Raw genomic sequence first — 16,965 nt, forward strand, 5'->3', positions numbered from 1 at the left:
TCGCGGACCCTATCAATGCGGGACCAAAGCACGCAATACCGGAACTTTTGCTGCGGGCAAACGTCAAAGTGGGCCGAGATTCTGGCTTGCGCCGGATATCGGCATGGTAAGGCGGACGGGAGGGGTGAAGTGGTCGAAACCCCGTCAAAAACGCAATTTGCGTTGCTCTGACAGCCCGTCCAACTAAACTCCGAAGCTGGTTCCGTTCTCCTTAATCACTCGCGCCGTATCGATGATGTAACCAGAGACGTTTTTTCCTACAGTTTCGACCTAACGGGAATCACCGCGACCAAGCCGATGGCAGACGCTATCGACATGACGGTCACGGTGCCCCGAGTGACTCCTCCCCCAACCCTTTGATTTGCCAAATTTTTCAGCGATGCCTGCGTGGGCTTTAATGAAAACTAGTCCGGCAAATCAACGAACCAACGATCCATCTAGCCAATTTGGAAACCTGTTCCATGATTGGCTCCTGATACCGAGGCTTGCTTGATGACTCTTCGTGATTCGCGTTTTCGCCCTGGCTTTGGCAACTCCTCTGAACGAGGTGGCAATACTCCTAAGGGAGATCGCAGTTTGCACAGCCGACTTCGTCAACAACGTCGACGTAAAGATCGTCGTCTGTTGTCAGAGTCACTCGAGCCGCGTCAATTGCTTGCCGGTCCTGAATTAATTGGAATTCAGCCCAACGAAGGTTCGTTGCTTACGTCGACGCCGTTGAATGTGTCGCCGCGCGAACTCGTCTTTCGCTTCGACGACAACGCCGACATTGACCCATCGACCTTGTCCGCTATTCGCATCACGCGAGCGGGTGAAGATGGAGTCTTTGAATCGGCCACCACGACTTCGGATCTGGGTACCGGCGGACAAATCTTGGTGGAGTTTCGCGCCAGACAATCCGGTAGTCTTGGCAACGGCATCAACGTGGTGTTTACGTCCAGCACACGCACCAACTCGGCGCTACCATCGGTATCGGTCACCGATCGCACGATCACGGTCGACGTCAACAACAACCCCAACCAATCAACTCGCGTTTCCGAATTGATTTCGGCAATCGCCAACAATGCCGAAGCGTCGTCGCTGATCGAGGTGATCCAAGTCAGCGGATCATCACAAACTTCCATCGGGACCCTCGTGCCGTCAGGTTTAACACTGACTTTGATCGGTGCGAATTCGGCGGAAGCAGTGACTGACTTCGGCACCGGCGGCGATGTTCGCGTTCGCTTGGTATCGCAGTTAAGTGGCGTGGATGGTCGAGGAACCCAGGTCGAGATTACTCGCCAAAACTTCGGCGGTGCAGCCAACCCAGTGGTCGTGGTGACGGGCCAATCTATTCGGGTTCAACTTAACAGTGCTCCTGGCTTTGAAACCACTGCCGCCCAATTTATCAACGCGATCAACACAAATCCTGAAGCATCGACGTTGCTGTTCGCTGCTCTTCAAGATGGCGACGCCACAACTGCGATCGGCACTGCTGGATTGAGCGTTCCGTTGCTAACGCTCAGTGGCGTGACCGATGTCGTTGTCGAACCTGGTTTTGTCGGACTGGGCGATTCATCACGCGAAGTCGTGTTCCGGTTTGCTGAACCACTTCCTGACGATATCTACCAAATCGACATCCTGGGAACTGGCGTCAACGCGCTGCGAAGCACTAACGGTGACCGCTTCCAAATGGGCACCGACTTGACTCAGTTGTTCAGCATTAACTTGGGTCCCAAAGTTGTTGCCGTTGTTCCTGAGCCAGTTCGCCGGAACTCGAGCGGTGGTCTAAGTCCAGCAACGGGTACGATCGAAGTTCACTTTAATGACGATGACCTCAATAAGGCCCAGGCTGAAACACCGGGCTTCTACCAGTTAATTTACACCCGTGATACGGTCAGCAATCAAGACGACATTGTCGTTACACCAACCACGGTCTCTTACAACAACATCACGAACATCGCGACGCTCAATTTCGGACGTCCACTTTCACGTATCCCCAACCCCGCTAACCCGACACAGTTCTTGACCGGCGCGGCGCGATTGCGTGTGGGAACGAGCGAAGGACTGCCTGCAGCACCGACCGAAATCGTCTTGCAGTTAGACGCCAGCACGGAAATCGAGCCTGGCAGCACATTCGATGATGCGTACGACTTGGGCGCGCAGTGGACGATCGGTTCGACGACGACCTCGTCAGCACGACTGACCAGCGAGATCTTTAACACGTCGCCCTATGAGTTGGACTTGCCAGGGCCAAATCTACCAGGCACTCGCACAATCCGTCCGGACGATCCTTCTCGTTTGGATCGGACCGTTCCGCTGGATTACCTTCGCTACGGCGCCGATGTCGTCGATGGCATTTCGGTCATCCAATACAACTTTGCACCATCGTGGTTAGGTGACGATCCCAATGCCCCGGGCATCGAAGAAGATCGCACCTACTTCAACATCATTAGCGAACAACAAAAGCAACGTGTTCGCGAAGTGATGCAACTCTACAGCGAGTACCTGGGCGTAAACTTCGTTGAAGTCGAGGGTGAGTTCACTAGCGAAGCGTTTATCTCGATCGCAGTGGGCGACTTGTATGGTGGCGACGAGCGAGCGTTCAGTGGCGACGGAGACATTGCCGTTGTGACTCGTGACCGAAATGGTGACGGCATCGACGACCTTGGCGTGATGGACTTCCAAGACTTCGATGAATCAACGGACGATCAATTCGGCGGCGAATTTTTCCGTGGTGCATTCTTTGTGGTCGGTCAATTGCTTGGCTACGGTTATGCGGATGACTTACCTCAACCTGTGACCCAAAGCACGGATTTCATCTTTGCACCGGGCACAGACAACGAACCAGCCTTCCCTGCTTTGGCTGACATCCTTCACGGACAGTATCTGTATCGTCCTGATAGCACAGACATCGACCTGTACCGCTTCTCGCTATCCACGCGCGGAACGCTATCGATCGAAACGATGGCCGAACGATTGTCAGAGCCAAGCTTGCTCGATACCACTTTGCGTCTGTATCGCCTGGGTGCCAACGGCGCCTTCGAAGAGATAGCACGCAACGATGATTACTTTAGCAATGACTCGCTGATCGATTTGGTTGTCGATTCGGGAACCTACGCAATTGGCGTTAGTGCTCGTGGAAACGACAGTTACGATCCAAACATTGAAGACTCTGGTTTCGGTGGACTTAGCGAAGGCAAGTACGAATTGCTTGTCGACTTCAAGCCAAGCAGCACGAATGCCATCACGGACACCACCGGTATCGCACTCGATGGTGACGGCGACAATCGCCCCGGCGGCGTGTTTGATTTCTGGTTCGTCCCAAGCGATTCGAACAACACGCTCTATGTCGACAAAGCAGCATCCGGCGGTGTTGGCCCCCTAGGAACGGTAGGAAACGCGTATCGCGAAATTGACCAAGCTCTCGCAGCAGCACGCCCCGGCGACACTGTTCGCGTGGTGGGTAACGGCGGTACTGACGGCAAGCTCGAAACGCCCGGCGACAACTTCAGCTATCAGATTGGGTTCGCCAGTAACGGAACAGCCCTCGAAGACGGTTCATCGCTGAATTTGCCTCAAGGCGTTCGAATGGTCATCGATTCGGGAGCCATCCTGAAACTCAGCGGAAGTCGAATCGGAATCGGCAGTGTTTCGCCACTAATCGATGTCAGTGATTCTGCGTTGCAAGTGCTGGGCACCCCTTCGATCGTGAGCGCCAACGGACTTCCCGCACGTGATTCAACGAATTCGATCATTCCTGGTAGCGTGTACTTCACGAGTATCAATGATCGCGAACTGGGGATGGGTAATTCCCCCAACATTACTTCCGCAGCACAGCCTGGCGATTGGGGTGGAATTGATTTCCGCGGTGATTTGGATACGGCAGATGAATCGCGTCGTAACCGTGAAAACGAAGGAGTATTCCTTAATCACATTCAAGGTGCCGACATCCGCTACGGTGGCGGTTCGGTTTCCATCGGCGGTCGATCCGTGGTGGTTTCGCCAGTGGATATGGCGATCACCCGCGCGACGATTATCAACTCCGTCATTCAGCGCAGTGCCGATGCTGCCATCGCGGCGACACCCGATACGTTCGCCGAGACTCGGTTCACCACTCCATTCTTTCAAGACGCTGGTGTATTCACTCCAGACTTCGAACGTGTGGGTCCGCAGATCTCGGGCAACACGATCATCGACAACTCGATCAACGGCTTGTTCATTCGAGTGGTCACGCGAACGGGCGATGTCGTCGAAACCATCAAAACGACCTCACGTTTCGACGATACTGACATCACTCACGTCCTTGCGGAAAATCTGGTCATCGAAGGAACCGCTGGTGGCCCGATCCTGCAATCCTCGGCACCTTCGTCGCTGTTGGTCCGTTTGGAAGCAACCGACACGGGCAACATCGCACCGGGCACTTACTCATATCGAATCACGAATGTTGATTCATCAGGCTTAGAGTCCGCTGCCAGCCAACCGTCGCTGGAAGTGACGCTCACTCAGACTGGCGGCATCTCGCTGACGCAATTGCCAGCTATCGCATCAGGAACGGACTTTGTCTCACGACGGTTGTATCGAGCCACCATTGACCCGGTATCTGGATTGCCAGGCCCGTATCAATTGGTTGAACAACTCAATGCCAGCAGTACTTCATTCGTAGACCGTGACGCGGCAGGAACTTCGTTGCTGCCCGCTGGCGATTCGCTGCTTCGCAGCCGACTTGATGCCAGTTTGGTCATTGATCCCGGCACCGTGTTGAAACTCGATGGTGCACGCATTGAAGCTCGTTTTGGTGCGGACTTGATCGCCGAAGGCCTGCCGAGCTTGCCAATCGTATTCACTTCCATCGAAGACAATCGGTACGGAGCCGGTGGAACGTTTGACACAAACGATCGTGGCGAAAACGGTGAACTCACCGCCGGTGATTGGGGTGGCATTTACATTGGGCATGCCGCTAGTGCAAGCATTGACCAAGCCGTCATTGCAGGAGCTGGTGGACGCACTCGAATCGAAGGCGGATTCGCTTCCTTCAACGCTTTGGAAGTCCATCAGGCTGATCTGCGATTGGCCAATACACGTTTCGAACAAAACGCCGATGGACGCAGCGAGATTGCTGATGACCGAGTAGGTCGCGGTGACAACGCTTCGGGAACTGTCTTCGTCCGCGCTTCAAATCCAATCATCGTTAACAATGCGTTTGTTGACGGTGAATCGGCAGCGTTGTCGTTCGACATCAACTCGTTCTCGGCGGTGGAAGTAAATGACCCTGGTCGTTCGACTGGCAACATTGACCAAGTCGACATTGTGGGCAACTCTGGCCCATTGATCGAAGGCAATGTGCTCGATGGAAACAGCATCAACGGCGTTGTGATTCGCGGTGGCCAATTGGCTACCGCGGGGGTATGGGATGACGTGGACATCGTTCACGTAGTCCAGGACTCGATCGAGATCCCGAACCAACACGTTTATGGTGGCCTTAAGCTTCAAAGCGATGCTCGCGGCAGTTTGGTCGTGAAATTCCAGAGTGCTGATGGGGAAACCGCCGGCATCGTCGTCGGCGGTTCGTTGCTGACGGCAACCGACGAATTCGGCGATATCGCTGATCGTATTGGTGGTTCACTTCAAGTGGTCGGTCACCCTGATTTTCCTGTTGTCTTAACGACCCTTGCCGATGACACCTCGGGTGCCGGATTCAAGCTAGATGGCACGCCGCAAGTTGACACCAACAACGACGGTGTTCTGACTACCGATCTTTCCCAACAACCCGGTGACGGATTCATTCGTCTACCAACCGGTCCGGAAGTGAATCGTGGCAACACCATCGACAACGATGTGGACGTCAATACACCCGGCTACTTTGAAGCCACGATCACGAGCGGAAACGACGTTGCGCTTGGTGGCGTGACGGTGGAAGACCTGACCAATCAACAAACACTCGTCAATCAAAACTACATTTTCGCTTACACGACTTACATCGAAGCGAACGGAACAGTCATCAATCTGGGCGGGACCACGGTTACGCAAGCGGCCACCCTGATTGCCGACGATGTTGTTGAAAGCCGCGGTACCTTTACCGGTGCTGGTGGAACAGTCGAATGGATCGCGACCTCGTTCTTCCTCGATGGCGTCGCGCGGTTGACCACTCGACTCGAACTCGACGGCGGCGATACTCCGCTGGGCGACTTGCGAGTGGTTAGCTACCTTGATGAAGACATCAACCTTGCGGATGACGACATTCTCGTCACCAGCGGTACACCAGGCGCGGCTGACTTCCGTGCGTACACCCTTGATGGTCCTTCACGCGTTGGTTTTGCTCACGGTGGTTTCTATCTTCAAGACGGAAGCAACTTGGTCAACGCAAACTACGAAGGTTGGGCGGCTGATCAGTTCAACGAACTTGAAACTGCAATTTTGGCAGGCACGCAAACGTTCAGTGTTGCCGGAGACATCGACCTTGTCGATTTACCTCAAGCCGCAGACGCTGACTTCGGTTCGCGATTTGGACCCAATGACGTTACCACCGCGTTCGCATGGCGAGCCGACGCTACCGCAACGACATCGACGATTACCTCGTTCTTAGAACTACTTTCGGCTGACCCCGCCATCGTTCCGCCAGCTCAGATCTTTGAATCGGGACTGTGGAACGGAATCGTAGTTCGTGAAGCCGCCGACGATCGCAACGTTGCGGCGATTGCCGAGCAAGAACCGGTGCGCACCGGTTTCATTGACTCCAATGCGATTCCGAGCCAGTCGCAGTTCCTTGGTGAACTTGCACCTAGCGAAAAGGATGGCGACGAAAACCGACGCCTTGGCTTCATTATCGATGGTGCGATCACGACACGTGACGACCTCGACGTGTACTCATTCGTAGCCGAAAGCAACACCGAAGTTTGGTTGGACATCGATCGAACCGGTAACCAGCTCGATTCGGTTGTCGAACTCATTGACGCAAATGGACGCATCCTAGCGTCGTCCAATGACTCCTTGCTCGCTGAAACGAATCCGAATTCGATCTACAGCGCAAGTGGACTCAATCCCGATGCCGCACAACCACTATCGGTAGCCGAAGAACGCATCACGTCGCAGGAAATCACGATCAGCGAATCGATTGTCGATGCAACTGGTGGAAACATCAGCTTGGCGATCGCTGGTCAGACACCCGTTTTGCTTCCTCTTTCAGTCTTTGTCCTCAATCCGGCCGAAGCGATCGAAAATGCTTTGTCCAATGCGTTCTCCGATCAATTGGGAACTATCACCGCAACACTTAACCGTCGCGCTGGACGAGAATTCTCTCCGACTGATCCGAATGTGATCACGCGATTTGGCGATGACTTCGTTGTTCAACTACGGTTCGATTCAACGTTCTTCATCGGCCGCGACGTGCCGCAAGTCCAGATCAGCACCGTCGGCATTACGGGTCCAAGTACGGTTACGTCCAATGTTGCTGAGAAACTTCTTGGTTCCCAACTTCAGGATGCTTATTCAAGCAATCCTAAAGATGCGGGAATGCGAATTACGTTGCCGGGCGAAGTCGGAACTCGAAACCTCTATCACATCCGCGTTCGAAGTGCGAACACAAAGGTGGCGACCGATCTAGCAACTTTGGTGGATCCTGCGAAAGTTCGAGATGGACTTTCTCGTGGTAATTACCAGTTGCAAATCCGGCTTTCCGAAGTGGACGAACATGCCGGCACACAGGTTCGTTTGGCAGACGTTCGCTACGCGACCACGGGATTGCAAATCATTGGGCAACCGCTGCATTCGCCACTGTTGGGTGAAGAGCAGGAGATCCCGGGTGACTCGGCGACCCCCGGTTCCAACGACCCCAACAACTCGCTTGCTGAAGCACAGCCCTTGGGCTACTACGGCGTGGGCAACGACGCAACAAGTGGGCAATCCGGGTTGCTACAAAGCGACCAAGCGTCCAAGTCATTTGGTGGATCACTGGTTTCAGCGACCGATGTCGATTGGTACTCGTTCACCGTTGGCTATGACAACTTGACTCGCGACCAACTTGACTTGCACTTCGCAACCGTGTTCGACCTTGACTACGCCAGCGGCTTCGCTCGTGCGGACATGGCGATGTACGTGTTCAACGCGCAGGGACAGTTGATTCTTGTTGGCGGCGACAGCAACGTTGCCGATGACTTGCCCGGTTTGGCATCATCCAACAACACCGATGACCTTAGCCGCGGTAGTGCTGGTGCCGAAGATCCTTATATCGGCGTGACTGAGCTTAGCGAAGGCACGTACTACATTGCGATTTCGAATCAGCAGCAAGTTCCGTTGCCGATGGATCAGTTCTTCAATGCGAACTCGGCCAACCCGTTGTTGCGGTTGGAGCCGATTGATTCAATTCGTCGTATTGCTGAAGACCGAATTGGCATTTCCGGTGGGGGCACTGCCTCGCTTCCCGAAGTACCGGTTTTGTTCGACCAAGATTCGATCATCGACTACACGCTCGATGACGTTTTGATTTACGTGAATACTCCGACTGGCCTGCGTTTGGTGAATGCATTCACCGGCCAAAACTACGGTAGCGTCGGCGACTTCAATAACGGGGAACTGATTCGCGAGATCGCGTTCTCGAACAATGGCGAACTGTTCTCGTATAATGTGCCTCAAGGTGCGTTGACCGATACGACTTTGCAGTATCACCGTATCGACACTGGCACCGCTGCCCTGAGTGCACCGCTTAGCTTGGGTGCTGGGGTGGTCACGTTCGACTCGACCGTCAACGTAACGGCGATGGCTCCCGACGTTTACACCCCTGTTGCAACCAACGCGGGACTAGACGTCCGGGCGATTGAAATTGGTGCACTCGGTGGAACCGAACTTGGCTTCCTGGTTGCGGACCGAGCGGCTCTTAGCGCCACGGCTACTGCCGCGGGTGCGAGCTACGAGTCCAACATTCTTTATGGCTTTGACCCAAGCGACGGTACCGCAAACGGTCCTACCGTTCCGTTCACCGCTGGCTTCATTGGGCAAGCACTTTCGGGTGCCGGTACATCACCTCGTGAAATCGGTCGCATTACCGATGGTGTTCGCGATGTAGGCCCGACTGCGATTAGCACTTTCCTTGGACTGACGGCACCCGTAGAAACCAATTCTGCTGGCGTCACTGTCCCAAGTTTGGTTGATGGTGATTCGTTTGTCTTGGCGAATGGTGCCAACAGCATCACGTTCGAGTTCAACTCTGGCTTCACGCTCAACGCTAATGCGGTGAATCCGATTCTTGATGGGCAAACGGTCAACATTGACGGAACCGTATTCGAGTTCAACACTGGCCAACGCTTCCAATTTGCCGACAACACCGGCGGTATCATCGAAGGCGCAACGGTTCGCATCCCGGCCGACGACGGCAGCACACTGGTCTTCCAGTTCGTAGGAAGTGGAAACGCAAGTGGATCCAACATTCCCGTGGCAGCACGTGATGCGACCGGACAACCACTTTCGAACGTCGCGTTGGCGGCAAACCTGGCGCAAGCAGTCAATAGTCAAGTGACGACCTATCGTGCTACCTCGCAAAACCAGAACGTTTACTTCACCGGTGCGACATCACCTTCGTTGACCGCAACCGGCACCGGCGTGACGGTCTTTGGTGATAACGGTGTTCAGAATGGCCGAGTCGCTGTGAACGTCCCCGAGACGGTTAGCAACGCTGTGTTGATCGACACACTTGCAACCGCAATTCGCGGTTCAGGAATTACAGTTGTCTCATCGGGCCCAAGCCTATCGCTACCGGACGCGACTTCCGTTTCGTACGACAACACCGCCGGCGGCCAACTACCCGCCACTCAGCCTGGCGGTTTGTCAGTGACCGGTGATAGCACTGTGGCCGACGGAGCGATTGCCGTTCAAATCCTGCCAAACGATTCCGCTGCTGACATCGCATTGCGAATCGCAAACATCGTCAACAACGCTCCATCAAGTAGTCCGCTTTCGGGCGTCGGTGCTCAAGCATTTGGACGATCGGTTCAGTTTTCTAATTCGAACATTGATACCGTGACCTCCGCGAACAACGCGTTAACCCGGGGTGGTCTACAACTCGGAGGCCAAGTCACCGGGGTTGCCGCCGTTGATTCGCAGAACGCATTGTTCGCGATCACGGATAACGGAGCTCTGTTCCGTATTGACGAGTCCATCGCATTGTCCACAGGAGTGCGTCAAGCGATTGGGCAACCTGTGTTCCAGGCGACCGACCTAGCCGACATTAACTTCACGGCCCTGCGTTCGGGACCTGTCAGCTTCGCCGATGGTGAACTTCGCGATACGTTGTTCGGAATCACCGGCAATGGTGACATCTATGCGTTCAACACCCTTGGCGAATTGCAACCTATTTTCTCAGGCGGCCGTTCGATCATTTCAACGGGCATCACAGGTGCTCAAGGATTCGACTTTAGCACGCTTGGATTCAACCTTTGGCACGTTACCGACACTCGCGAGTTCGACGCCGGACACGGCATTGATTCGCTGTACAACAGCACGCGAGACCCTGTATTCGGCGGCTTGAGCCTGGCGTTCAACTACGAAGCCAACGCATTTAACAACCGCTTTGGTGCTGGTGAGCAACCAGTCATTGAAACGAACAATGTTGTTGCTAACCCTCGGCAAGACGGTGGTGGAGTTCAATCCACTTACAACTTCCCTGGCGGTGCAAAGGGTGTCATCCAAAGTAATAGCTTCGACCTTGAAGGCTTCTCCAGTGCCGATGAGCCGGTCCTTTACTTCAACTACTACCTTGAAACCGATGGGTCCGATTCCATCGAGTTTGATAGGGATTCGCTTCGGGTTTATGTCACCACCGCTGATGGAACTCAGCACCTCGTTGCCTCGAACAACACCGCTCGCGGAATCGGTTCGTTTGATGATGAGTTCGACGACCCAGCAGCCATTGGCGACTATGACGATGACATTGATGTCGATGTTCAACAGTTGTTCGACAACACTGGAACATGGCGTCAGGCACGAATCTCGTTGGGCGAATTTGCGGGTGAAGCTGGTCTTTCGCTTCGACTCGAATTCAGCTCTGCCGGAACGGTTAACACCGGATCGGGGTCTCTGGGAACGATCGCAGGATCGTCACTTACCGATGGCCAGCAATTTACGATTGCAGGCGAGACGTTTAGCATCGACCTCGCACCCGCGGTTAGCACACCAAGCGGTCAACAACTTGCGCAGCTCTACACGGACCTTACCGCGAGAGCCACGGTCACGATCGACAATCAAGTCTACGTGCTCAATGACGGTAGCCGAGATGTTGCCGCCGGTGAAGTGTCGGTTTCGTTGGTTGGACTTATCTCGCAACGCGGATCACTTAATGCTCTAACTGCCATTGATGTTGCCGATGTTCTTGCCGCAACGATCCGAACATCGCCACCGCCAAACGCGTTGATTGATGGCCTGAGTTTCAGTGACCCTCAAGACATCGATCCCAACAGTGGCGATGACCGCAACGACGTCATCACTGGTGCTGCGGTCTTGCCGTACACCGGTGGCAATGTCACGTTCGTGGGGCAAGGTCAACTCGGAAACGATCGCAATGTCGGTAGTTTCGATGGACTGACACCTGCCAACGCGGATCCTGTCAACGTAGACGATGTCGACTTGATTCGAGTCAATCTGGAAGAGGGAGCTTTGGTCGCGGTTAACATTGCCGACACCAACCCGAACCTTCCCGTTCAGAGCGTGATTCGATTCTTCGATCAAAGCGGTCTGCCGCTTGTTCAGACCGGATCGGAAACCAATGCGGCAACGTTCACCGCTCCTGCTGCGGGCACTTACTTCATTGGCATCAGCGGATCAACGAACACCAACTACGACGCTCGCTTTGACGACACCGGTTCGACGGCTTCGGTTGGCGGTTATGAGGCTACCATTGCCATCAACACCAGCAGCCTGGACCTTCGCGTTCGCACCGACGGCAACACCATCGAATTGGCGGGAACCCAAGGGATCGTTAGCGATCCGACCGGATTGTTCACCATCTCGGGCGTGGCGCCTGTGTCCGGTGTTTCGGTCCCTCTAAGCCGTTTCCAATCGGCGGAAGAAGTGGCGTTGGTTGTTCAAGATGTTCTGGCGGACCGATTTGCGGGTGGCAACACCAACCTGCTGCCGACGACCGGAAATCTGATTCGACTTCCAGGATTCTCGATTGACGATCCGGGACCGTTTGCCAACTCGGCTGCTCGCTATGGCGATCAATTTGGCGATGGACCATTGGGCGGAACGCGGGACAACTCGAATGAAGGTGTTTACCTCGATGACTTCATCATCGGCTTCGCCGAGCGCGGCGAAGTGGCAACCAACTCAAACGTTGTTGCCGAAGACTTCATCACCGACCTTCGTCGCAACTTCCCGCTGCCGGCAAATCCGACAAGCAACCTGAACACGGGAACTTATCAAGTTGAAATACGGGGCGGTAGCGAATACGTCGATTCGGCTGCACAGTCTCCTTTCCGAACCTTTGACACCAACACTCGTTTGAGTGCGGCTCGTTATATGGAAGCACGTGCGGCAAGCGAACTTCGCGATGGCCAAACGTTCTCGATCTTTGATGGTCGTAGCGAAGTTGTGTTTGAGTTCAATCAAACGGAGACTGGCAACGGTGTCACACCTGGCAACGTCGAAGTCGCATTCACACTGACCGCCACCGACCCAGACACTGGGAACATTCGTCCACAGACAGCTTCGGAAGTGGCAACCAACATCATCAATGCGATTAATCGTAGCGATGTTCAATCTGTTATCGACGTCCCTGCACTGCTCGACAGCGGCCAGGACGGCATGAACTCGGCACGCATCAACATCTTCGCTGACGTGGTCATCACTGATAACGATGGTGGATTAGCGGTCATCGGCCGAAACGAACTTCGCGGTGACGACAACACCGAGCGTCAAACCCAAGGCATCATCTTGGTCGAGAACAGCCGTTTCATGTTCAATGAAAACTACGGCATCGGAATTGACCATGGCCTGTCGGCGACAGTGAACGGTGTTGATACGCCATCAGTCGTTCGCTATCCACGCAACCTTGTTGAGTTGAATTCGGAAAACTTAAGTCCTGGTGTCATCATCCAAAGCAACGTGCTCGCCTACAACGGGCTTGGCGGGTTGCAGATCAACGGCATCGACCCAACGTTAAATGAAACCCAGAGCGATCCAGTTGCCTTTGATCGGATTGTCAACAACACAATCATCGGCGGCACCGTGACCGCGGGTGTTCAAGCTCCGCCACAAACGATTCAAGGAATCTTGTTCCCACAAGGGAACATCTCCTTTGCTGATAGCGTGGTGGACTACTCACCGGATGCAGGTGGTTCAGCGCCGCCGATCTCGTTCCAGAACACCCTTCAAGCTCTTGGGGCACCCGATTCCACGGGAATTGGGGCAGAGCCCACAGACGGACTCACCACCGTTTCGCTTGGACTTGGCGGTTCAATCACGCTTCAATTCACCGACAACTTACTGACGGGAAGCGGCGACTCGGCAAACGATTTGATCGTCTTTGAAACCGGCCAAGTGGAATCGGTTCGAGTTGAAATCAGTCGCGACGGAGTGCAATTCTCAAATGTTGGTACGGTTGGCGGACTCACCAACAGCATTGACATTGATGCCTTCGGCTTTGGTTCTCAGGACCGCTTTGCATTCGTTCGCCTGACCGACCTTCGACAAGGTGACCTCACGGGTGCGGCTTTGGGGGCCGACATTGATGCGGTTGGTGCACTCAGCAGCGTTCCAGTGGAAACGTTTGAACCAGGCGGAACGGGCATTGAGCTGGTTGGAAACGCCAGCCCTGTGCTGTTGAACAACGTGATCGCGAACTCAACCTTGGGTGTTCAAGTCGGCACCGGTTCGGTGCTGCCGATCTTGGGCGGCAACTCCTACTATCGCAATACCGAGAACGTCCCCACCGGCAATAGCGTCGGCCAGTTCGCTCAAGAATTGTCGGACGCCGAAGTGATCTTCGTCAGTGCGGCCAATCTCGTATTTGCACCGGCGGCTGGTTCTTTGATTATCGATAGCTCGATTGACTCATTGCCAGATCGCCCGAGTCTGACGACCGTTAAGAACCCACTCGGTTTGCCACCGTCACCGATTCTCGCACCACGATTGGACGTGAACGGTCAATTGCGGGTCGACGATCCAAACGTGGAAACACCGCGTGGATTAGGTGAGAATGTCTTTAAGGATCGCGGTGCTTCAGATCGTGGTGACCTTGTTGGTCCTCGCGTGGTACTGCGTTCGCCGCAAGCACCTAATCTTGGAATCGACGCTGGTACCGTGAGCGTGCTTGGCGATGCTCCCAAGTTCTTCGAAATTCAGTTGATCGACGGACTCGCACCCGCCGATGTCGTGCCTGGAACCGGCATCGACGACCTCAGTGTTTCCAGCGGGTCTATCTTGTTGCTTAAGGACAACGAGGTGCTGGTTGAAGGCATTGACTATCGCTACGGCTACAACGCGAGCACCAACGTTATTCGGTTGACACCCATCGCAGGCGTTTGGGAAGAGAACTCGACTTACGTCATTCGTATGATTGACGCCAGCGATGCCATCATTGGTGCAACGGCGGGCAATACCATTGCCGATGGATCAGCATTGAATCTGCGTGATCTACAAAACAACGTTACTCGATTCGAATACGAAACCGGCATTACGTTGAATATCACGCCTGGATTGTTGGCAGGCGGTGCCGCAGACGGAATCACGTTTGATGTCTTCGACGGCACTAATTCGATCACATTCGAGCTTGACGACGATGGTCAATCCGATCCATTGAACTCCGCGGTTACCATCCCAGCCGCGGGCGCTGATTCGTCGATCGCCCAAGCACTGACAGCCGCCGTGAATGCATCAAGCTTGAACTTGACGGCCGTTAGTAGCGGTTTGGTGGTACAGTTCCAGGGCACCAATCCACTTGCGACCGTAACATCAAGTCGAGCACTAACCATCCAGGGATCGATCGGCACTAGCATCGGCTTTGGGTTGCAAATCCCAGCCGATGGTGCTGATGTTGCCGATACCGTCGCAGATGGCCAAACCTTCATCGTTCGCCGTGGAGCTAGCATTCAGGCGATCTTTGAGTTCGACGATGACAACGTGCTCAACACCACCGGTGCGATTCGTATCGCATTCAACGAAAACTCGACGTTGGATCAGATTGCTGGTGAAATCGTAAGAGCCGTTGGTGGCGCGGGCTTAGGTTTGGCTCCGTCGAATAAAGGCTTCGGCCGTATCTCGCTTGGTGGCAATGCGACTTACTCGGTTACGACTGTTAATTCAGCGTTGACTCAAATTGGCTTCCCAGGACAAACCGAGACCGTGCCGATCAGCATCTCGGTCGACCAAACCAGTGCTGAGGTTGCTCAGGCAATCGCAGCGGCGATTGAAGGAGCCGAGATTGCAGGCGTCTCCACATCGCTGGCCGAGTCAAGGATTTTCGTCGAAGGCAGTGCGGGCGTTGACGGAGTCGGCGCTATCGAGACGGTGACGATTCAAGACGAAGTGGGCAATGAACTGCAAAGCAACTTGCCAAACGGTCGAACCGAATTGACGATCTTCGTCGGCAGCGGTTTTGATTATGGCGATGCCCCGGCACCATACATTTCGCTCGATGTCGCTGGCGGTCCTCGTCATGCCGTGGATCCTACGTTCTCGATTGGGGCAACCGTCACTGCGGACGCCGATGCAAGATTGACCAACGCTGACACCGACGACGGAGTAGCCGTTGGTTCGCTGCAAGCCGGTTTCAGCACCAACCTTTCCATCGAAATCAACAACACGAACAATCGTTCGGCTTACCTTGATGCTTGGTTTGACTGGAACGCCAACGGAATATTCGAGTCCGACGAAGTGTTGCGTTACGCAACCAATGATTCGACCTTGCCCGTCATCAGCTCCGGTACGAACTCGATTCTAGTGAGTGTTCCATCCTCTGCAGTCTCAGGCGAAATCTACGCTCGATTCCGTTTGAGCGAGGTTGCCAACTTGTCGGCCACCGGCCAAGCCTCGAGCGGCGAAGTCGAAGATTACCGATTCGTGGTGGGAACGAACCCATTCCAGAATCCGAAGGTCGACAATACCAATGTTCCTGCTCAAGACCTCCGCAAGGACGTCAACGACAGCGGCAGTGTGACGCCTATTGATGCTTTGCAGATCATCAACGCGATCGGTCGCAACGATGGACAAAACATCCCGCTTGACGTGCTTCCACTACCAGCGAAGTTGCCGATTTATCCTGACGTGAACGGCGACGGAATCGTTTCGGCTCGAGATGCTCTTCAAGTGATCAACGAACTCGCTCGCTTGCCCAATAGCAACGGTGAGCAAATCGGTGGCGAGGGTGAGTTGATCGTGGCGGCCAATGCCAGCGGTTACTCTCAAGTTGCCGATGGAGTGCTTGCCTCGGGTGCAACGCGTCTGGGGGATCAATTGTTGGCGGAACAATCGGTGATTGACCAACCCGTGAGTACCGTTTCGGTTCAGGAATCGAAGACCAGTGTGTTTGATTCGCCAGAAACGGTGGGGCTTGATTCGATCGTTGACACTCTTGCCGAGGACACCTCTACCGCCAGAGAAGCACAGGCGATCGCAGGTGATGTCGACGTAAGGGATCAACTGTTCGCCTCTTTTTAGGCCCAAAACTCGATTCTTAGCACTAAAATGGCATACGCGTCTTACTCATGATTGAGCTCCTGGCTCGTCATCGGTGCGACGAGTGTGCCATTTTTTATGCGTGTGAAAATTTTCCGATCAGGTGCGACAAATCCGTTTGTGTGGCGTCTAACGAAGAACCGGGACGCTATGGCCGATGATGGAAACGTGGCAAATATCTCGCTTCGTCAGTTTGGACGACGGATTCCGCCAAATACAATAAACGTTAATGTGGAAGTGGCTCTCTCAACGAACTTCACGAGGATCAGGCCACCGGTCTGGAAGGACTGAGCAAAGCTCTTTTGCTAGTGGGCGATCAAGCAG

General features: G+C 54.4%; 1 protein-coding gene. It reads left to right on the forward strand.

From position 1 onward, the window contains the following. The first annotated feature begins 492 nt into the window (after nt 1-492). Nucleotides 493-16,623: a GEVED domain-containing protein gene (locus Pla22_RS04070; RefSeq protein ID WP_146513474.1), complete on the forward strand. Its 16,131-nt coding sequence runs from the start codon at nt 493-495 to the stop codon at nt 16,621-16,623. The last annotated feature ends 342 nt before the right edge of the window (nt 16,624-16,965 follow it).

Source organism: Rubripirellula amarantea (assembly GCF_007859865.1).
In the GTDB taxonomy this organism is placed as follows: domain Bacteria; phylum Planctomycetota; class Planctomycetia; order Pirellulales; family Pirellulaceae; genus Rubripirellula; species Rubripirellula amarantea.